Genomic DNA, 20,082 nt, shown 5'->3' with positions numbered 1-20,082 from the left:
CATCAAGCATCCGGGAGATCGCTCCAATGCCGGTTACAGCCAACACCTCGGTCGCCGCTTTCGAGCCGCCGGCGCTGGGCGAGCCCTATCTGCTCACCCCCGGCCCGCTGACGACGGCCTATTCCGTCAAGCAGGCGATGCTGCGCGACTGGGGGTCCTGGGACGGCGATTTCCGCGCCATGACGGCGGAGTTGCGCAACAGGCTGATCGTGCTGACCGGCGATACGAAGGGCGAATTCGACTGCGTGCCGATCCAGGGCAGCGGCACATTCGCGGTGGAGGCGATGCTCGGCTCCTTCGTGCCGAAGGACGGCAAGGCGCTGGTTCTGGCCAACGGCGCCTATGGCCTGCGCGCCGCGCAGACGCTGCAATATCTCGGCCGGGCGCATACCCTTATCGACAAGGGCGACTACCTGCCGCCGCGTGGCGACGAGGTGGCGGCCGCGCTCGACGCCGACCCGGCGATCACCCATGTCGTCGTCATACATTGCGAGACCAGTTCGGGTATCCTCAACCCGGTCGCCGAGATTTCGCAGGCCGTCTACGCCAAGGGACGCAAGCTGCTGGTGGATTCCATGAGCGCTTTCGGCGCGATTCCGCTGGATGTGAACGAGATCCGCTACGAGGCCATGGTGTCCTCGGCCAACAAATGCATCGAGGGCGTGCCGGGCTTCGGCTTCGTCATCGCGCGCAAGAGCGAACTGGAGGCCGCCAAGGGCCGCAGCCATTCGCTCAGCCTCGACGTGCATGCGCAATGGGCCTACATGAACAAGACCGGCCAGTGGCGCTTCACCCCGCCGACCCATGTGGTAGCGGCCTTCCTCGAGGCGTTGAAACTGCATGAGGAGGAGGGCGGTATTGCCGGACGCGGCGCGCGCTATGTGAAAAACCGTGACGTGATGGTGGCCGGCATGCGTGAGCTCGGCTTCGAGACATTGCTCAAGGACCGCTGGCTGTCGCCCATCATCGTCACCTTCTTCTGTCCGGCCGACGGAAATTTCGCCTTCGACCGCTTCTATGAACTGATGAAGGACAAGGGCTTCATCATCTATCCCGGCAAGCTGACGGTGGTAGACAGCTTCCGGGTCGGCTGCATCGGCCGCATGGACGAGCACGTCATGCGCCGTGTGGTGGAAGCCGCCGGCCAGTCGCTCAAGGAAATGGGCGTCGCGGACGCCGCGCCGCCCGCCATCGCAATCGCCGAGCGCGCAAAGCTCGCCGCCTGAGACGCCAGATCGCAAAGGATTTTCCCCCGATGAACCAGATGAGCCCCATGAACAGCACCGGAAAGGTTGATGTCAGCGTCAACGGCCGGCACTATGCTTGGCCCCGTGTGTGCGCCATCGCGATCTGCCTGGATGGATGCGAACCGGCCTATCTGGACGAGGCGATCAAGCGGGGTCTGATGCCCTCGTTGGTCAAGATCATGGAGAAGGGTACCGTGCGCACCGCCCATTCGGTGATCCCGTCCTTCACCAATCCCAACAACATGTCCATCGCGACCGGCCGGCCGCCCGCCGTGCACGGCATCTGCGGCAACTATCTCTACGAGCGCGAGACCGGCAAGGAAGTGATGATGAACGACCCGCGCTTCCTGCGCGCGCCGACCATCTTCAAGGGTTTCTACGATGCCGGCGCGCGCGTCGCAGTGGTCACGGCCAAGGATAAGTTGCGCGCTCTGCTCGGCCATGGCCTGCAATTTGCCGACGGCCGTGCCGTGTGCTTCTCCTCCGAGAAATCGGACAAGGCGACCAAGGCCGAGAACGGCATCGACAACGCCTCCGCCTGGCTCGGCCGGCCGGTGCCGGAGGTCTATTCGGCCGAGCTTTCGGAATTCGTCTTCGCCGCAGGCGTCAAGCTGCTCAAGGAATTCAAGCCGGACGTGATGTACCTGACCACGACCGACTATGTGCAGCACAAATATGCGCCGGGAGACGCGCAGGCCAACGCCTTCTACGAGATGTTCGACAAATATCTCGGCGAGCTGGACGCGCTGGGCGCCGCCATCGTGGTCACCGCCGACCACGGCATGAAGCCCAAGCACACGGCCGACGGCAAGCCCGACGTGGTCTATGTGCAGGACCTGCTGGACGAGTGGCTGGGCAAGGATGCCGCCCGCGTCATCCTGCCGATCACCGACCCCTACGTCGTGCATCACGGCGCGCTGGGCTCTTTCGCCACCGCCTATCTGCCGCAGAACGCGGACAAGGCCGATATCATGAAGCGGCTTGCGGCCATCGACGGCATCACGGTGGTGGTGGACAATGCGGAAGCCTGCGAACGCTTCGAACTGCCGTCCGACCGCATCGGCGACATCGTGCTTTTGTCGTCGGAAAACAAGACCATCGGCACCAGCGAGCATCGTCACGACCTGGCCGCGTTGAAGGAGCCGCTGCGCTCGCATGGTGGGCTGACGGAACAGGCGGTGCCGTTCATCGTCAACCGCAAGCTGCCGGACCTGCCGAGCGCGCCGGTACTTCGGAACTTCGATGCGTTCCACTATGCCGCCATGGCGGCGGCGCTGGCGGGATAAGGAGCGAGACATGAACAAGGTTGAAACATCGATCAAGGTCCGCCACGAGCCGATGCGCATCGCCGGCAAGAAGGTCGATGCCGACGGCGTGGTCGATGTCCGCTATCCCTATACGGACGCCGTCATCGGCACCGTGCCGGCCGGCCGCGCCGAGCATGTCCGCAAGGCCTTCGAGATCGCGGCGGGCTACACCTCCAAGCTCACCCGCTACGAGCGCCAGCAGATCCTGTTCCGCACGGCCGAAGCGCTGGCCAAGCGCAAGGAGGAGATCTCCGACGTCATCACGCTGGAACTCGGCATCTCCAAGCAGGATTCGCTCTACGAAGTCGGCCGCGCCTATGACGTGTTCACGCTGGCCGCGCAGATGTGCATCCAGGACGACGGCCAGATCTTCTCCTGCGACCTCACCCCGCACGGCAAGGCGCGCAAGATCTTCACCATCCGCGAGCCGCTGAAGGCGATCTCGGCCATCACCCCCTTCAACCATCCGCTCAACATGGTGGCGCACAAGGTGGCGCCGGCCATCGCCACCAACAATTGCACGGTGGTGAAGCCGACCGAACTGACGCCGATGACGGCGCTGATCCTGGCCGACATCCTCTACGAGGCCGGCCTGCCGCCCGAGATGCTGTCGGTGGTGACGGGCATGCCCGCAGACATCGGCAACGAGATGATCACCAACGACAATATCGAGCTGATCACCTTCACCGGCGGCGTGCCGGTGGGCAAGCTGATCGCCCGCACCGCCGGCTACAGGCGCCAGGTGCTGGAGCTCGGCGGCAACGATCCGCTCATCGTCCTCAACGACCTCTCCGACGACGACCTCGCCAAGGCCGCCGACCTCGCCGTGGCCGGAGCCACCAAGAATTCCGGCCAGCGCTGCACGGCGGTCAAGCGCATACTGGTGCAGGAGAAGGTGGCCGACCGCTTCGTGCCGCTGGTGCTGGAACGGGCGAAGAAGATCAAATTCGGCGACCCGATGGATCGCTCGACCGATCTCGGCACCGTGGTGCACGAACAGGCGGCGACCCTGTTCGAGAAGCGCGTCCACATGGCCGCCGAGCAGGGGGCGGAAATACTCTACAATCCCGGCCGCAAGGGCGCGCTGCTGCCGCCCATCGTCGTCGACCGCGTGCCGCACCAGTCGGAACTGGTGATGGAGGAGACGTTCGGCCCGATCGTGCCGATCATCCGCGCGCCCGACAATGACGAGGAACTGATTGCGCTGTCGAACTCCACCGCCTTCGGCCTGTCGTCGGGGGTCTGCACCAACGACTTCCGCCGCATGCAGAAATACATCGCCGGCCTGAAGGTAGGCACCGTCAACATCTGGGAAGTGCCGGGCTACCGCATCGAGATGAGCCCCTTCGGCGGCATCAAGGATAGCGGCAACGGCTACAAGGAGGGCGTCATCGAGGCCATGAAGTCCTACACCAACGTCAAGACCTTCTCCCTGCCGTGGTGAACCCCCACGGATCTGCCGGCGCGGTAAACTCTCCCGCGCCGGCTTCCTTCGCTATCATCGGCGCGAGGACATCCGGTCCCGCGCCGTTCGGCTTTGTGATCGCCAGGGGTTTTCATGCCGAAGAATCGCGCCGCTATCGTCCATACCGAGGGTGAATCCAACACCTCCGCGGCGAGGGTGGAGTGGGCGGCGAAGCTTGAGGACGCGGCCACCCGCAGCCTGCTGGAGCGCGACGCCGCCGCCTTCCTGCACCAGAGCCTTTCCAGCCCCTGCGTTTCAACAATAGCCAGGGCCGAGGGCATCTGGATCGAGGATGTCGCCGGCCGCCGCTACATGGATTTCCATGGCAACAGCGTCCACCATATCGGCTACGGCCATCCGCGCCTGAAGGAGGCGATCCGCCGCCAGATGGACGAACTGCCCTTCGCGCCACGCCGCTTTGCCTGCGAGCCTGCGGTGGAACTGGCCGAAACGCTTGGCGCTCTCGCCCCCGGCGACCTCGGCAAGGTGCTTTTCACCACCGGCGGCTCGGACGCCATCGAGGTGGCGCTGAAGGTGGCGCGCGCCGCCACCGGCCGCTTCAAGACGCTGTCCTTCTGGGACGCCTTCCACGGCGCCGGCTTCGGCGCGTCCAGCGTCGGCGGCGAGGCCACCTTCCGCTCCGGCATCGCCGGGCCGCTGCTGCCGGGCACCGAGCATGTCGCGCCCTGGGCGCCGCACAATTGCCCATACGGCACCAATTCGCTGGAAGAGTCGGCGCGCGCCTGCGCGGCCATGATCTCCTACGTGCTCGGCCGCGAGGGCGATTTCGCCGCCTTCGTTGCCGAGCCGATGCGGGCGACGCCGCTGGTGCCGGCGCCCGGTTTCTGGAAGGCGGTGCGCGAGGCCTGCGACCGGCACGGCACGCTCTTGATCTTCGACGAGATCCCGACCGGTCTCGGCAAGACCGGCAAGTTCTTCGCCTCAGAGCATGACGGCGTGGTGCCCGACATTCTGGTCATGGGCAAGTCGCTGGGCGGCGGCATATTGCCGATCGCGGCGGTGGTGGCGCGGCGTGACCTCGACGTCGCCGGCGACTACGCCATCGGCCATTACACGCACGAAAAGAACCCGGTGACCACGCGTGCCGCGCTCACCACAATCGCCATTGTGCGCGGGGAGGGGCTGGCCGAGCGCGCCGCCGAGCTGGGAGGCCATGCCCTCGCCAGAATGCGCGACCTGATGGCACGCTCGCCCTTCGTCGGCGACGTGCGGGGCAGGGGGCTGATGTTCGGCGTCGAACTGGTCGAGGACAAGGCCGGCATGACGCCCGCCCGCGCGCTGGCCGAGCGCGTCTACTATCGCTGCCTGGAAGAGGGCCTGAGCTTCAAGATCAGCCAGGGCAACGTGCTGACGCTGTCGCCGCCCATGGTGATAGAGCGCGCCGATCTCGACCGCGCGCTGGACATCGTGGAAGCCGCGGTGCTGGCCGGGTAGCCTCAAGCGATGACCCTGCTCGTCTGAATGCACCGGAAAACGGCGAGGGCTTTGCCGCGCCCGTTGTCATCCACCTGACCTCGAACTTCGATGCGCTCCGGTCCGCAGCGACGGTGGCAGGACCTCCTCATATGGCGGATGTGTGGAGTGTCTCCGGGTATGGTTTTGGCTTGGCCAGATCATAAGTACAAATTTCCCATCTATAAAATAAATAGATTTTACTTATCGATGCAGCGCCAACACACTCCCCTCAAGATGGAGGCCCGCCACCAGAAGCGATCCGGAAAAGACCGGCCCATCAGGACACTCGTGCGTGTCAATCAAAGGGAGAATCCATGAAAACGAAATTCACACTGGTCGCGGCGTTCATGCTGGCGGGCACAGCCATGCCGGCCTTTGCCGAAGGGGTGGTCACCATCTACAGCGCCGACGGTCTGCATGACGGCGAGCCGAGTTGGTTCGGCAACCAGTTCGCTGCGTTCACCAAGGCCACGGGCATCAAGGTGCAATATGTCGAAGCCGGGTCGAGCGGCGTGGTGGACCGGCTCTCGAAGGAGAAGTCCAACACCCAGGCAGACGTGCTGGTGACGCTGCCCCCTTTCATGCAGAAGGCTGCCGCCGACGGGTTGCTGGAAGCCTATAAGCCGGCCGGAGACGACAAGATCGACGCGCGCGACAAGGACGCCGGCGGCCTCTATCAGGCGATGGTCAACAACTATCCGAACTTCATCTACAATGCTTCGGTGCTGAAGAAGGCGCCGGCCACCTATGACGATCTGCTCGATCCCAAGTTCAAGCAGAAGATCCAGTATTCTACCCCCGGCCAGGCCGGCGACGGCACGGCGCTGATGCTCCAGGCCTTCCATGCCTTCGGCGACAAGGAGAAGGGCCTGGACTATCTGAAGAAGCTCCAGGTCAACAATCTCGGCCCTTCCGCCTCCACGGGCAAGCTGACGGCGCTGGTCAACAAGGGCGAGCTTTACGTGGCGAACGGCGACATGCAGATGAACATGGCGCAGTCGGCCGACAACCCGAACATCAAGATCTTCTTCCCCACCGGCCCGGACGGCAAGAAGACGGCTTTCGCGCTGCCCTATTACATCGCCTTGGTGAAGGGCGCGCCGGACAGCGACAACGGCAAGAAGCTCATCGACTTCCTGCTTTCCGAACCAGCGCAAAAGGAAGTCAGCTCGGTCGCTCAGGGCTTCCCGGTGCGCACCGACGTCAAGCCTGACGACGAGAACTTCAAGAAACTGAACGCCATGCTGGAGGGTGTCGAGATATGGTCACCGGACTGGAACAAGGTGCTCGGAACGCTGAAAGAGGACGTAGCGGCCTACAACAAGGCGATCTCGAGCAACTGATGTCCCAGTCGATGGTCATGGAACGGGCGTCCGCCGCCGCAAACCCCGCCGCCGCTTCGCCGGCGGCGGCTACCGGCGCCGCCGCCGTCGCCCCGAACGGCGGCAGCCGCATCCGCTTCGAGAACGTCTCGGTCGCCTATGGCGCGCTGACCGTGCTGGAATCGCTGACGCTGACCGTCAACCCGGGTGAGATCGTCGCGCTGATCGGCCCCTCGGGCTCGGGCAAGACGACGGCGCTGCGCGCCGTCGCCGGCTTCGTGCGGCCCTCGGCGGGCCGCATCCTGATCGGCGACCGCGACGTCACCCATCTGGCGCCCTACGACCGCAAGATCGGCATGGTGGTGCAGAACTATGCGCTGTTCCCGCATATGCGGGTGGAGGAAAACGTGGCCTTCGGCCTGCGTGCCCTAGGCGCGGCGGAAAATCTGGTCGTCGCCCGCGTGCCCGAATGCCTGGCCATGGTCGGCATGTCGGCTTACAGCAAGCGCTACCCGCGCGAACTTTCCGGCGGCCAGCAGCAGCGCGTCGCCATCGCCCGCGCGCTGGCGACGCGGCCGCAGGTCCTGCTGCTCGACGAGCCGCTCTCGGCGCTCGACGCGCAGATCCGGCGCTCCATGCTGGACGAACTGGCCAAGCTGCACCGCGACCTGCCCAATCTGACCGTGCTCTACGTCACCCACGACCAGACCGAGGCGCTGACGCTGGCCAACCATATCGGCATCATGCGCGACGGCAAGCTCAAGGCCTTCGGCGGCGCGCAATCGCTGTTCAGGCATCCTCCCAACCGTTTCGCCGCCGAATTCCTCGGCCGCGCCAACCTGCTGCCTGTCACCGGCCTGCAACCGGCGGAGGACGGCCATGCGCGCGTGCGCTTCGGCGAGACGCTCCTTGCCGCCCGCAATCATCACCAGCTTGCCAAGGGCAGCGACTGCCTGCTGTGCGTACGGCCGCATGATTTCCGCTTCACCCGGGAGGCCTCCGGCCCCAATACGCTGACCGGCTTCGTGCGCTCCGTGCAATGGCAGGGCGACGTCCACAACATCACCCTCGACATCGGCGGCGAGGCGGTTCGCATGACCTCGACGCCCATGGCCAACCCGCCGGACCTCGGCCAGCCCGTGCATGTCAGCTTCGAGGCAACCGAGGTGACGCTCGTGCCCGAGGACGATGTTGCCAAGGCGGGTCCGGGGAGGAACGGTCATGGCTGACGTCGCGCTGGCGGCGCCTGTCCGGGCGCCGGGGCCCAGGCTCGACAGCCTGTGGATCGCGCCGCCGCTGCTCATCCTGGCCGCGCTGTTCTTCTATCCGCTCGGCCTGATCTTCCGCGCAGCGCTCGGCGACGAAGGCCCCCCGACGCTCGCCCATTTCGAGGAAGTGCTGGCCTCGAGCCAGTTCCTTGACGGGCTATATCACACCATCGTCATCGCGGTCAGCGCCACTGCCGGCTGCCTCGTGCTCGGGTTCCTGCTGTCGCTGGTCATCGCCTTCGTGCCGTTTCCCGGCGTGAAGCTGGCGGGCCGGCTGATCGACACGGTGATCGCCCTGCCGACCTTTCTGGTGACGCTGGCCTTCACCTTCATCTACGGTTCGGCCGGCCTGCTCAACGAGACGTTGATCCATCTTTTCAGCTTCGAACTGCCGCCGGTCGATTTCCTCTATTCGCAATGGGGCGTGATCCTGGCCGAGATCACCGTCTACACGCCCTTCGTCATGCGGCCGCTTCTGGCCACCTTCTCCACCATCGACCAGGCGCAGATCGAAGTGGCATCGAGCCTCGGCGCGCGTCCGTTGCGCATCGTGCGGCAGGTCATCCTGCCGGCGGCGTTGCCGGCGCTGGCGGCCGGGGGGAGCCTCTGCCTGCTGCTCACCGTCAACGAGTTCGGCATCGTGCTGTTCATCGGCGCCAAGGACGTCATCACCCTGCCGCTGCTGATCTACGGCAAGGCGATCCAGGAGTTCGACTACACCACCGCCTGCGTCATCGCCGTGGTCAATGTGGCGCTCTCGCTCGGGCTCTACACCTTCTACCGGATCGTCATCGCGCATTTCGGAGGCAACCGTGCTGGTATGGTCTAGAGCCGGGCGCCTCGCCACCTGGGCGGTGGTCGTGCCGCTGTTCCTCGTCGTCTACGGCCTGCCGATCGGCGTCATCGCGCTGGCCTCGCTCAGCGGGCAATGGAACGACATTCTGCCTTCCAACCTGACCTTTGCGCATTACGGCGACGCCTTCCGCGCCGATTCCTTCGATGCACTGAAGGCCAGCCTGCTGACCGGCGCCATCGCCAGCCTGGCCGCGCTTGTGTGCGGCACCTGGGCGGCGCTGGCGCTCAGGCGCATGAAACCCGCGCCGAAGCGCGTGCTCGACGTCTGCTTCTTCATTCCCAGCGCGGTGCCTTCGGTGTCCATCGGCCTCAGTCTGCTGGTCGCCTTCAGCCATCCGCCGCTGCTGCTCAACGGCACGCGGTTCATCGTGCTGATCGCGCATTTCGTGCTAATCTCGGCCTTCACCTACGGCAACGTCACCGCCGGGCTGGCGCGCCTGCCGGCCGATTGCGAGCAGGTGGCCGAGAGCCTCGGCGCGCGGCCTCTCTACCGGCTGCGGCGGGTGACGCTGCCGCTGCTCACGCCCTATCTGATCGCCGCCTTCAGCCTGAGCTTCGCGCTGTCGATGGGCGAACTGGGCGCGACCGTGATGATCTATCCGCCCGGCTGGGTCACGCTGCCGGTGAGGATCTTCTCCCTGTCCGATCGCGGCGCCATCTTCGACGCGGCCACGCTGACCGTGATCCTCGGCATCGCCACGCTGCTGGTGCTGATCGGCCTTTCGCGCATCTCCAACAAGGCCGCGCTGCGCTGACGAGGTCCGGCCGGCAATCTCCCGAGAATCCGAAGCGCCCCGGCAACGGGGCGTTTCGGCCGTTCGAAGGAGACGGGATCAGGCCGCGCGGAAGGGGGCGGACTGCACGTGGCGCGCGGCCGGATCATGCTTGCCGGAAAAACTCAGCGCCATTTCAGCCTTGCGGAATTCGTGGTCGAGATGCCGGTAGAACGGCGCCGACGCGGCGGCCGCCACGAACAGCGCAACCCATACCGGAGCCGGCGCCGACCATTGCGCCGCTTCGGGCGTCGGCGCGCCGACGGGACCGCTGCTGTCGTTCCAGGGAAGATCGCGCATCTTCGCAGCTGCCGCTTCGGCGCTGACGGCCTCGATCCTGGCGGTGCGATGCACGCCGTCGGCAACGTAGCCGCAGAGGAAATATGGCATGGCATCCGCCCACCGATAAGAGCCGCTGACAAGGTCTGCCGCATTCAAGGAAAAATTACGGCGGCGGCGATCACGCCCGCGTCATAGCCACGAGCTTTGAGACGAAGCCTGACACAGGGCGGGCGTCAACTCGCTGCGCTGAATTCATTCCCTCGCCTCGCGGCCGGAAAGCTCCGACACGACGACGCGAAAGAAGATGTGCGGCGAATGGCTGAGCACCTGCTGCGGCCCGCCCACCGGTTTCAACGCGCCCGGTTCCCACCAGTCGGAATGCTTGGACAGCAGGCTCCAGGCGTGGTCGCGCTCGCGCTTGAAACCGATGCGATCGGGAAGTTCCTCGTAGCTGCCTTCGAGGATGACGCTTTGCCAACCCCGGCCTTCGCCCCTGGCGTCCACCTGCACGCAGACCTGCGGGTTGGCCCGCATCAGGTCGATCTTCCTGCCGGGCATCGAGAAGGCATAGAGATGATAGTCCTGAAAGGCATAGTAAATGGGTACGACGTAGGGCTTGCCCTCCGCCGCGCAGGCGAGCCGCCCCAGGCGCTCGGCGGACAGGAGTTTCGTGCATTCCAGCGTTGTCAGCGTGCGGATCCACATGGTGCGAACTCCCTTGCCGATGGGCTCCTTCCGGCCGGCCGGATCTCGCCGTTGTTCCAATGGGTAAAGGACATGATGTAGAGGCCGTTCGGCCCGGGGCGACATTGACCCGCGTCAAACCTGCATGCCGGCTTGGCCTCGCGGGTCTGGCGCTGCTCCGCCCGGTCCAGCCGGTGTTCCTGCATGCTGCTTGCATCGGCCTTCGGCGCGTGACGTCGCATGGCGAGGACGATCGCCGTTGCGCCGGATATCCAGCCGTCTTAGCTTGTCGCGCCATCAGTTTTACATTTTTGGACCGTTGCCCGGCCAAGGTGAAAGCGTGATTCAGATATTGATCCTCGTCACGCCAAACTTCAATCTTGCAGCGACTGCCTCCTTTATCGACCCGTTCCGCGCAGCGAACTATCTCGAAGGCGATACCCGCTTCAGATGGGTCATCGCATCGGCGTCCGGTGGCGCCTGCCAGGCAAGCAACGGCTTTGTCATGGAGACCAGGAAGCTGGCGGCGGTCCAGGGCGATGCGTTCGACATCGTCGTGATGTCCGCCAGTTGGAGCCCTGAGACGGCAAGAACACCGCAATTGCTCGCGGCTCTCAGGAAGTGGGCGCGCGCCGGCAGCGTCATCGGCGCCCTGGACACCGGAGCGTTCATCGTCGCCGATGCCGGACTGCTGAGAGGGCGCCGGGCCACGGTACACTACGAACATATCGACGCATTCAAGGAATTGCATGGTGACGTCGAGGTTTGCGAGGATATCTTCGTCCTGGACGCGAAGCGCTTCACCTGCTCGGGAGGCATCGCAGCGTCGGACATAGCGCTGCACATCATTCGGGCGAGTTCCGGCGACGCGCTCGCGAACGCCGCCGCGCGCTACATCTTCCACCCATCGCTTCGCCCGGCGGGAACATCGCAGAATCCGGCCGGTGCCGAGCCGTTGGGAGCGTATGTGCCCGGCACGGTCCGCCAAGCCATCATGGTCATGGAGCAGCATCTGGAGAACGCGCTGCCGATTCCGGAAATCGCTGAGCGTGTCAACATTTCCCATCGCCAGCTAAACCGACTCTTCATCCGCCATGTCGGCAAGCCGCCGGCCGTCTATTACCGCGATATCCGGCTGGATCGAGCGCGCGGTCTTGTCACCCAGACCGACATGACGATGTCGGAAATCGCGATCGCATCGGGATTTGCCGGCCAGGTGCACTTCAGCCGGGCTTATCGCGAACGGTTCGGATTGCCGCCCCGGACCGACCGCGTGGAAGGCAGGATTCCTTTCGAATACCGCGCTTGGCCAATGCACCGCAAAGCCGGCGGCGACGCCTGAAGCGGCGGAACGACGGCAAAAAAAGTCAAACCAGTGGCGAACTGCGCATAGAACGGGAGGATTGTTGGCGGGAAGCTGGATCATGAATGGCAACGGCAGTTGCCTCTGACCCGGGAGACGCCGCCATGACCTCGCTTCCCTCGAAAGACGAGTTCGCCGCCATTCAAGAGGGCTATTCGCCCAACGCGTCGCGTTCGCTGTCGCTCAATGCGACGGCCTACACGGATCCGCGCTGGCACGCGGTCGATCTGACGCAGATCACCGCCAGGAGTTGGCAATGGGTTTGCCATGTCGAGAAGGTTCGCAAGCCGGGATCTTACGTAACCGTCGAAATCGCGGGGCGGCCGATTGCGGTCGTCCGCGACGGCGAAGGCGTGCTCAGGGCGTTCTACAACGTGTGCAAGCATCGCGCGCACGCCCTGCTCAGGGGAGAGGGCACGTCCAACCGCATCATGTGCCCATATCATGCCTGGGTCTATCGCCTGGACGGACAACTCGTCCGCGCGCCGCACACGGAAGCGCTCGAGGACTTCTCGACGAAGGAAATCTGCCTTGACCAGGTGCAGGTCGAAGAATTCTGCGGCTTCATCTATGTGAACCTCGATCCCGACGCCCCTTCGCTGCGCTCCCAGACGGGCGATCTCGAAACCGAGATCCGCCATTGGGCGCCGGACATCGACAAACTGACGTTCGGCCACCGCCTGACCTACGACATCAAGTCCAATTGGAAGAACGTCGTCGACAATTTCCTCGAATGCTACCACTGCCCGACGGCGCACAAGGATTTCTGCACCCTCGTCGACATGGACACCTACAAGGTGACCACCCATGGCATCTATTCCAGCCACATGGCGGATGCCGGCAAAAGCTCGAACAGCGCCTACGACGTTTCGAACGCGACAGTCACTACGCATGCGGTCTGGTGGCTGTGGCCGACCACCTGCCTGATGCGATATCCCGGCCGCTCGTCGATGATCGTGCTCAACATCATTCCCGTCGCTCCCGACCGCACGCTCGAAACCTATGATTTTTTCCTCGAGACGCCCGAGCCGAACGAGATGGAACTTCAGACCATCAAATATCTCGACGAGGTCCTCCAGGCGGAAGACATCGCCATTGTCGAGAGCGTCCAGAAGGGCATGGGCACGCCCGCCTTCACGCAGGGCCGCATCGTCAACGATCCCGACGGCTCGGGCCAGTCCGAACATGCCGTGCATCATTTCCACGGCCTGGTCCTGGACGCCTATGCGAAGGCAGTCGGCTAGGCCATGCCGGCGAATGTGACACCGCACCCGCAGCACGAAAGCATGAAGACCAGGACCCGCAGAAACCTCGAAGAGGAGAGCCTGGCATGAATGGATGCCTGGAGGGCAAAGTTGCGCTCGTCACGGGCGGGCGCGGCGGCATTGGCCGGGCGATATGCACGCGCTTCATCAGGGAAGGGGCGACGGTCTATGCCGCCGACCTGTCGGACACCGGAAGCGTGGGTGCAGCGCCTGCCGACGGCACGCGGTTTGTGCGGCTGGACGTGACCTCCGAGGAAAGTGCCGTCTCCGCAATGGCGGAGGTGGGGAGCGGGTCCGGCAAGCTCGACATTCTGGTGAACGCGGCCGGCATCGAAATCGAGAAGACGATCGAACACACGACCCTGGAGGAATGGAACCGGAGTTTCGCCGTGAACGTCACGGGCACGTTCCTCGCCTCCAAACATGCGCTGCGGCTGCTTCGCGAGGCGGCGGCGGGCGGGACAACCGCTTCGATCGTCAATTTCGGGAGCTATGACGGTTTCATAGCCGATCCGGGTCTTGCCGCCTATTGCGCCACCAAGGGTGCGGTACACGCGCTGACGCGCGCCATGGCGGTCGACCATGGGCCGGAAGGCATTCGCGTCAACGCGATCTGTCCCGGCTATGTCGATACGCCGATGCTCCGGAGCTTCTTCTCCGGCGCCGGCTCGGGCGGCAAGGGCGGGACGATCGATTCGCTGAAGGAAGCCGTCCGGAACGTTCATCCGATCCGCAGCTACGCCACGCCCGACGATATCGCAAACCTCGTGAACTGGCTGGCGAGCGACGAGGCCAGATACGCCACCGGGCAACTTTGGGTGCTGGATGGCGGCCTTTCGGCCCAGGTTCAACAAATGAGATTGTGAATGTCGAAATCCGTGACCGAATTCAAGCAAACCGCGGTATTGGGCGCCGGCGTTATCGGCGCGAGCTGGACGGCGCTTTTCCTTGCTTCCGGACGCGAGGTGGCCGTGCACGACATTTCGGCGGCGACCGAGAGGAATGTCCGGGACTATATCGGTCGCGTCTGGCCGACGCTGGAAGAACTCGGCCTCGTAAAGGATGGCAATCCGGAGCGCGTGCGCTTCTGCAAGTCGGCCGTGGAAGCCGTCGAGGGCGCATCCTTCGTCCAGGAGAACGTTCCCGAGCGCATCGAGATCAAGCACGCGCTCTTCACGACGATCGAACCCGCGCTCGGCCCCGATGCCGTCGTCGCGACGTCCGCCTCCGGTCTCACGCTCAGCGAAATGCAGGCGGGCTGGAAGGTCCCGGCCGGGTCGTGCTCGGTCATCCCTTCAACCCGCCGCATCTCATCCCTCTGGTCGAGGTGATGGGAAACGAACGGACGGCGGCCGGTGTCGTCGAGGCGGCCGAACGGTTCTACGCCGCGGTGGGGAAGGTCACCATCCGCGTCAATCGCGAGGTGCCCGGCCATGTGGCGAACCGGCTTCAGGCCGCAGTCTGGCGCGAGGCCATCCACCTCGTGAAATCCGGTGTCGCCAGCGTGGAGGACGTCGACAAGGCGATGTGGGCCGGACCCAGTCTGCGCTGGGCGGCCATGGGCCCGACCATGCTCTTCCATCTTGGCGCCGGCGACGGCGGCCTTGCTGCCTTCTGCGAACGCTACACGGACAGCTTCAATCGTTGGTGGGATGATCTCGGCGTCCTCCACCTTGACCCCGCCGTTGCCGACACGCTTGTCGCCGGCGTGACGCTGGAGGCGAATGGCCGGTCGCCGGCGGATCTTTGCGCCCGCCGCGACGCGCTGATCGCCGGCATCCAGAAGGCAATCGCTCCGCTTCGCGGCAGCTGACGGGACCGCCCGGCCAGCCACCTGTTGTCGGGCGCGCTGAAGACGAATCCAGCGCATCACCGGCGTCGTCGATAGCGTGGTTCAGCAAAGCCGTCGCGTTCATGCGGCGGCCAAGCGATGGCCAGGTCAGACCGACCAGCCGCCGTCGATATTGTAGGCCTGGCCGGTGGTATAGGTGGCGCCGGCGAGATAGACGGCGAGGTCGGCGATCTCCTCGGCGGTGCCGAGGCGGCCCATGGGCTGGCGCGCGATGAAGGCGGCGCGCGCCGCCTCGTAGTCGCCCTGCGCGCGCATGCGGCTTTCGAGCGACGGGCTTTCCACCGTGCCGGGGCAGATGGCGTTGCAGCGGATGCCCCTGGTGACATAGTCGGCGGCGACCGCCTTGGTCAGCCCGATCACCGCCGCCTTGGTCAGGCCGTAGGCGAAGCGGTTCGGCACGCCCTTTTGGGAACTCGCCAGCGAGGCCATGTTGATGATCGCGCCGCCGCCGCGCTGCAGCATGCCCGGCAGCACGGCGCGGATGGTGCGGATCATGGCGCGCACGTTGAGATCGATGGCGAAGTCGAGATCGGCGTCCTTCATTTCCAGGATGGTGCCGGAATGGACGAAGCCGGCGCAGTTGAACAGCACGTCCACATCGCCGATGGCGGCGAAGGCGGCCTTGACCGCGCCATCGTCCAGGACATCGAGCCTGCGGGTGACGATGCCGGGCACGTCCGCCAAGCCGGCAAGCGCGTTCTCATCGATGTCGGTGGCATGCACCGTCGCGCCGGCCGCGGCGAAGGCCAGCGCGCTCGCACGCCCGATCCCCTGCGCTGCCGCCGTGATCACCACCACCTTGCCGTCGAGATTCTGAACCATTCGGGCCTCCTGTCTGCCTCAACCGTGCTGCTGTCGCCGTTCGACGACGTAGATGTGATCCGCCGCCAGAACGACCTCGTCGCGCTGGTTGAGAACCTCCAGGCGTTCGACGACGCGGCCGGAGCCAGGCCGCTTCGGATCGTCTTCCTTCGCCGCGATGGTCGTGCGCGTGCGGATCGTGTCGCCGATGAACACTGGCTTGATGAAGCGCAGCCGGTCGTAGCCGTAGGAAAAGGCGACGGGATTTATGATGCTCGCGGTCAGGCCGACACCCACGGAAAACACCAGCGTACCATGGGCGATGCGCTGGCCGAACGGGGTCGTCTTCATGAACTCCGCGTCCATGTGGTGGGGAAAGAAATCGCCGGTGTGGCCGGCGTGGACGACGAAATCCGTTTCCGTGATGGTGCGCCCGCTGGTCGTGCGCGACGAGCCGATCTCGTAGTCCTCGAAATAGGTGGTCTGTTCCATGTCGTGCCTTACGGTTTCTCTGCCAGCGGCGTCGCCGGCGCCGCGCTCGACCGGTAGGCGGCTTCGACCAGCGCCATGGTGTTCCAGGCGTCCTCGACCGAGCTGACAAGCTCGGCGTCCTCGCCGGATGCGAAGCGCTGGACATTGGCCATCCGCCCGACGAAAGCATCCGGAAACCAGGCGCCGGACAGCGGCACGCTGACCCAGTCGGAGCCGCCTTTCGGAAAGATCTCCAGCATGTCCGGCTCGCCGCGCGGATAGTCGAGATTGAGGCCGAGCTGCAGCCAGGCAGCACCCTCGGTGCCAGAGACACGGAACTCGCATGCCTGATGCCGCCGGCCGAACTTGTGGTCGTGGTTGATCGAAAGCGCGCAGCGGATCGTGTCGCCGTAGTCGAGTATGGCGCTGGTGCGTGTCTGCGCAACCTGATGATTGGGATGGCCGAGCGTCTTGGCGTGCACGCCGCGAGGATTACCGAGAAGCTGCCGGATCAGGTCGAGATAGTGGATCGAGTGCATGGCGATCTCGACGCGCGGCGCCTTCAGCAGGAATTCCCAAAGCTGCCACGGCGTGTCGAGCGCCAGCCAGGCGTCGAAATCGACAATCTCCCCGAGCCATCCTTTGGCGACAGCGTCCTTCAGCGCCAGCATCATCGGCGCGAAGCGGAGCTGGAAGTTCACTGCCGCGGCAAGGTTCTTCTGCCGGCAGATCCGCAGGATTTCGGTCGCTTCGGCGAGATCGTTGCCCATCGGTTTCTGGATCAGCGCGACCGCGCGCTCGGGCAGCGCCTCCAGCACCTCGGCGTGGCGCGAGGGCGGGGTGGCGAGGTCGAAGATCGCACCCTCGACGGCAGTCGCTTCCTCAAGCGAAGAAAAGGCACGCACGTTCCATTCCGCCGCCAGCTTCCGCGCCTTGGCTTGATCGGGATCGTAGAGGCCTGCTATCGGAAAACCGGCCTTGCGATAGGCGGGGAAGTGGGCATCGCCGACGATCGAGCCGGCGCCGAAGGTGACGATGGGCCTGGGCTTCGACGGCATCGGCCAGGACTGCACCAGGGACGCGGGGTCGAAACCGCTAGTCATGATGGAACACCTCCTCCATCGAGGCCCACCACTCGCCCTCCCTGCGCGTCGCGAGCGGCTCCTGGCAGGGCATGCACAGCGCCCACCATTCCTGGGTTTTCGGGTCGGCCGCCATCCTGGCCATGTCGGCCGCGAAATCGGCGCCGTGATATTCGAAATAGGAGAACAAAAGGTTCTCCGGCCGCTTGAGATAGATCGAATAGTTCTGGATGTTGCAGGCCGAAATCATCTTCAGCACGTCGGGCCAGACGGCGGCGTGGAGGCGTACATATTCCTCGACCTTTTCCGGCTTCAGGCCGAGCACCATACCCATGCGCTGCATCTCAGTCACTCCGTTCGGCGATGGTGAGGCTGAACTCGTCGATGCTGCGCGCCTTGAGCGCGTCGAAATCCCAGTCGATGCCGATGCCCGGTTCGCTCGGCGCGAGCGCGTGGCCGTCCTCTATGCGCATCTTGGCGCCGGTCAGTTCGTCGAGTTGCGGAATGTATTCGACATATTTGCCGTTCGGCACCGCGCAGGCCAGGCTGACGTGAAGCTCCATCAGGAAATGCGGGCAGACAGGCATGTCGAAGGCTTCCGCCATATGCGCCACCTTCAGCCAGGGCGTGATGCCGCCGATGCGGCCGACATCGACCTGGACGATGGAGCAGCCGCCTTTCTGCATGTATTCGCGGAAATGCCGGATCGAATAGAGCGACTCGCCGATGGCGATCGGCGTCGTGGCCGACGCGTTGAGGCGCACATGGCCGTCGATGTCGTCGGCCGGCAGCGGCTCCTCGATCCAGGCGAGATCGAGCTCGGCGAGCCGCGCCGCGCGCCGGATCGCCTCGTCCACCGCAAAGCCCTGATTGGCGTCGGTCATGATCTCGTAGTCGTCGCCGACGGCCTTGCGAACCGCTGAAAGCCGAGCGAGGTCCTCGGCGCCGTGCGGCTTGCCGATCTTCACCTTGGAGCCGCGAAAGCCCTTGGCCTTAGCGGCGAGCGCGTCTTCCACCAGCGCCTCGGTTTCGATATGCAGCCAGCCGCCTTCGGTGGTGTAGAGCGGACAGCGGTCCTTGGCGCCGCCGGCGAGCTTCCAAAGAGGCAGCTTCTGCTTCCTGGCGCGCAGGTCCCACAGCGCGGTGTCGATCGCCGCCAGCGCGATCGAGGTGATGGCGCCGATGGTGGTGGCGTGAGTGGCGAATTCCAGCTCGTGCCAGATCGCCTCGATGCAGTCGGCGTCGCGGCCGATGATACGCGGCGCCAGGTGATCGGCCAGCAGCCGCATGACCGAGGAGCCGCCGGTGCCGATCGTGTAGCTGTAGCCCATGCCCACGGCGCCATCGGAATCGGTGATGGTGACGATCGGCGTCTCCTGGCTGACAAAGCTCTGGATCGCGTCGGTGCGCTTCACCTTCGGCACCAGATCCACCATGCACAGCTCAACCTTTTCGATCTTCGCCATGATCAGCTCCTCAGAGATTTGCCCGTTTCGGCCGAAAACAGATGCATCTGCGACAGGTCGAAGCTCATGGGAACACGGTCTCCCGCCTTCAGCGGTTTCGGGTTCAACATGCGCGAGACCCATTCCTTGCCGTCGAATTCCACGAACACGAGCGTTTCGTTGCCGAGCGGCTCGGTCACGGTCACCGGCAATTCAATCTCATGGACGTCGGCGGCGTCGCCCGAGTGCAGGCCGTGCCCGGCCGGATAAAGATCGTCCGGACGCAGGCCCAGTACAACCTTGTCGCCTGCATTGACGGCCGGCTTGAACCGGTCAGGCAACGGCAGGTTCTGGCCGCCGCCAAAGACGATCCGGCCGTCCGCCACGGTGGCCTCCTGCAGGTTCATCGGAGGCGAGCCGATGAAGCCGGCGACGAAGCGCGTGGCCGGCCGCCGGAAGACTTCGTCGGGCGTGCCGACCTGCTCGATATGGCCGTCGCGCATGATGACGATGCGGTCGGCCAGCGTCATTGCCTCGACCTGATCGTGCGTGACATAGATGACGGTGGACTGCACCTTGGCGTGCAGCTTCTTGATTTCCGTCCGCATCTGGGTGCGCAGCTTGGCGTCCAGGTTGGAAAGCGGCTCGTCGAACAAAAACACCTCCGGGTCGCGGACGATGGCGCGACCCATGGCCACGCGCTGGCGTTGGCCGCCCGAAAGCTGCGAGGGCCGGCGCTCCAGCAGCGCATCGAGGCCGAGGATGGCGGAGGCCTCGGCGACGCGGCGCGCCTTCTCGTCATCGGCGACGCCGGCGATCTTGAGCGAGAAGCCCAGGTTCTCGCGCACAGTCATATGCGGATAGAGCGCGTAGGACTGGAACACCATGGAGATGTTGCGCGCGCGCGGCGGCAGGTCGTTGACGACGCGCTCGCCAATCTCGATGGCGCCGCCCGAAATCTCCTCCAGCCCCGCGATCATGCGCAGCATGGTCGACTTGCCGCAACCGGACGGCCCGACCAGGGCGATGAATTCGCGGTCGGCGACGTCGAGATCGATGCCGTGGACGATCTCCATGTTGCCGTAGCGCTTGGTGAGTTTTTTCAGCGAGACAGTCGCCATGAG

At 64.9% G+C, this 20,082-nt stretch carries 20 protein-coding genes and 1 pseudogene; 13 read left to right on the top strand and 8 right to left on the bottom strand.

Going from position 1 to position 20,082, the window contains the following annotated elements:
• The first annotated feature begins 26 nt into the window (after positions 1-26).
• The 8 genes from QU595_RS29200 to QU595_RS29165 all read left to right on the top strand — a co-directional run bounded on the left by QU595_RS29200 (position 27) and on the right by QU595_RS29165 (position 9,695).
• The gene (locus tag QU595_RS29200) at positions 27-1,226 is read left to right on the top strand and encodes a 2-aminoethylphosphonate--pyruvate transaminase (protein ID WP_315928675.1); all 1,200 of its coding nucleotides are present in this window, start codon (positions 27-29) and stop codon (positions 1,224-1,226) included.
• Positions 1,227-1,255: 29 nt separating this feature from the next.
• Positions 1,256-2,533: a phosphonoacetate hydrolase gene (gene phnA / locus QU595_RS29195; RefSeq protein WP_410000596.1), complete on the top strand. Its 1,278-nt coding sequence runs from the start codon at positions 1,256-1,258 to the stop codon at positions 2,531-2,533.
• Between the two features lie 10 nt (positions 2,534-2,543).
• A complete protein-coding gene (gene phnY / locus QU595_RS29190; RefSeq protein WP_315928673.1) occupies positions 2,544-3,998 on the top strand; it encodes a phosphonoacetaldehyde dehydrogenase in 1,455 nt (484 codons plus the stop codon).
• Positions 3,999-4,112: 114 nt separating this feature from the next.
• Positions 4,113-5,474 carry an aspartate aminotransferase family protein gene (locus tag QU595_RS29185; protein WP_315928671.1) on the top strand — a complete coding sequence of 454 codons (1,362 nt, stop codon included), beginning with the start codon at positions 4,113-4,115 and terminating at the stop codon, positions 5,472-5,474.
• 335 nt (positions 5,475-5,809) lie between these two features.
• Positions 5,810-6,838: a 2-aminoethylphosphonate ABC transporter substrate-binding protein gene (locus QU595_RS29180; RefSeq protein ID WP_315928669.1), complete on the top strand. Its 1,029-nt coding sequence runs from the start codon at positions 5,810-5,812 to the stop codon at positions 6,836-6,838.
• A complete protein-coding gene (locus tag QU595_RS29175) occupies positions 6,838-8,046 on the top strand; it encodes an ABC transporter ATP-binding protein (protein ID WP_315928667.1) in 1,209 nt (402 codons plus the stop codon). The genes QU595_RS29180 and QU595_RS29175 overlap by 1 nt, the downstream gene beginning before the upstream one ends.
• Positions 8,039-8,914 (top strand): 2-aminoethylphosphonate ABC transporter permease subunit, encoded by an 876-nt coding sequence (locus tag QU595_RS29170; RefSeq protein ID WP_315928665.1) that lies wholly within the window; start codon positions 8,039-8,041, stop codon positions 8,912-8,914. Before QU595_RS29175 ends, QU595_RS29170 begins: the two co-directional genes overlap by 8 nt.
• Positions 8,898-9,695, top strand: a complete 798-nt coding sequence (locus tag QU595_RS29165; RefSeq protein ID WP_315928663.1) for an ABC transporter permease subunit — start codon at positions 8,898-8,900, stop codon at positions 9,693-9,695. Before QU595_RS29170 ends, QU595_RS29165 begins: the two co-directional genes overlap by 17 nt.
• 78 nt (positions 9,696-9,773) lie before the next feature.
• On the opposite strand, the gene QU595_RS29160 is transcribed toward QU595_RS29165, so the two are convergent.
• Positions 9,774-10,103 carry a hypothetical protein gene (locus tag QU595_RS29160; protein WP_315928661.1) on the bottom strand — a complete coding sequence of 110 codons (330 nt, stop codon included), beginning with the start codon at positions 10,101-10,103 and terminating at the stop codon, positions 9,774-9,776.
• A gap of 144 nt (positions 10,104-10,247) precedes the next feature.
• On the bottom strand, positions 10,248-10,700 hold the full coding sequence (locus tag QU595_RS29155; protein WP_315928659.1) for a pyridoxamine 5'-phosphate oxidase family protein: 453 nt from the start codon (positions 10,698-10,700) through the stop codon (positions 10,248-10,250).
• Positions 10,701-10,938: 238 nt separating this feature from the next.
• On the opposite strand from QU595_RS29155, the gene QU595_RS29150 reads away from it, so the two are divergent.
• From QU595_RS29150 to QU595_RS29130, 5 genes and pseudogenes are all read left to right on the top strand, one after another.
• Positions 10,939-12,021 (top strand): GlxA family transcriptional regulator, encoded by a 1,083-nt coding sequence (locus QU595_RS29150; RefSeq protein WP_315928657.1) that lies wholly within the window; start codon positions 10,939-10,941, stop codon positions 12,019-12,021.
• Positions 12,022-12,146: 125 nt separating this feature from the next.
• Entirely contained in the window at positions 12,147-13,286 is a 1,140-nt protein-coding gene (locus QU595_RS29145; RefSeq protein WP_315928655.1) for a ring-hydroxylating oxygenase subunit alpha, read from the top strand.
• Between the two features lie 86 nt (positions 13,287-13,372).
• A complete protein-coding gene (locus QU595_RS29140; protein WP_315928653.1) occupies positions 13,373-14,173 on the top strand; it encodes an SDR family oxidoreductase in 801 nt (266 codons plus the stop codon).
• A pseudogene (locus QU595_RS29135) lies at positions 14,174-14,664 on the top strand (3-hydroxyacyl-CoA dehydrogenase NAD-binding domain-containing protein); the annotation flags it as partial.
• Positions 14,638-15,120: a 3-hydroxyacyl-CoA dehydrogenase family protein gene (locus QU595_RS29130; protein WP_410000598.1), complete on the top strand. Its 483-nt coding sequence runs from the start codon at positions 14,638-14,640 to the stop codon at positions 15,118-15,120. The pseudogene QU595_RS29135 and the gene QU595_RS29130, both read left to right, overlap by 27 nt.
• A gap of 126 nt (positions 15,121-15,246) precedes the next feature.
• Here QU595_RS29130 and QU595_RS29125 read toward each other — a convergent pair whose 3' ends face one another.
• The 6 genes from QU595_RS29125 to QU595_RS29100 are packed head-to-tail and all read right to left on the bottom strand — an operon-like array spanning position 15,247 to position 20,079.
• Entirely contained in the window at positions 15,247-15,981 is a 735-nt protein-coding gene (locus QU595_RS29125) for an SDR family oxidoreductase (protein WP_315928647.1), read from the bottom strand.
• An 18-nt stretch (positions 15,982-15,999) separates the two neighbouring features.
• Positions 16,000-16,452 (bottom strand): MaoC/PaaZ C-terminal domain-containing protein, encoded by a 453-nt coding sequence (locus tag QU595_RS29120; protein ID WP_315928645.1) that lies wholly within the window; start codon positions 16,450-16,452, stop codon positions 16,000-16,002.
• Positions 16,453-16,460: 8 nt separating this feature from the next.
• Positions 16,461-17,534, bottom strand: coding sequence for a Gfo/Idh/MocA family oxidoreductase (locus QU595_RS29115; protein ID WP_315928643.1), 1,074 nt, complete (start codon positions 17,532-17,534; stop codon positions 16,461-16,463).
• Entirely contained in the window at positions 17,527-17,856 is a 330-nt protein-coding gene (locus QU595_RS29110) for an L-rhamnose mutarotase (protein ID WP_315928641.1), read from the bottom strand. Before QU595_RS29110 ends, QU595_RS29115 begins: the two co-directional genes overlap by 8 nt.
• A gap of 1 nt (position 17,857) precedes the next feature.
• Positions 17,858-18,979 carry a mandelate racemase/muconate lactonizing enzyme family protein gene (locus QU595_RS29105; RefSeq protein WP_315928639.1) on the bottom strand — a complete coding sequence of 374 codons (1,122 nt, stop codon included), beginning with the start codon at positions 18,977-18,979 and terminating at the stop codon, positions 17,858-17,860.
• A gap of 2 nt (positions 18,980-18,981) precedes the next feature.
• The gene (locus QU595_RS29100) at positions 18,982-20,079 is read right to left on the bottom strand and encodes a sn-glycerol-3-phosphate ABC transporter ATP-binding protein UgpC (RefSeq protein WP_315928637.1); all 1,098 of its coding nucleotides are present in this window, start codon (positions 20,077-20,079) and stop codon (positions 18,982-18,984) included.
• Positions 20,080-20,082 lie beyond the last annotated feature (3 nt).

The sequence above is a fragment of the Mesorhizobium sp. SP-1A genome (assembly GCF_032460275.1).
Taxonomy (GTDB): domain Bacteria; phylum Pseudomonadota; class Alphaproteobacteria; order Rhizobiales; family Rhizobiaceae; genus Mesorhizobium.
Note: the sequence above shows the minus strand (reverse complement) of the source record. Positions and strands in the feature narration are given on the sequence as shown.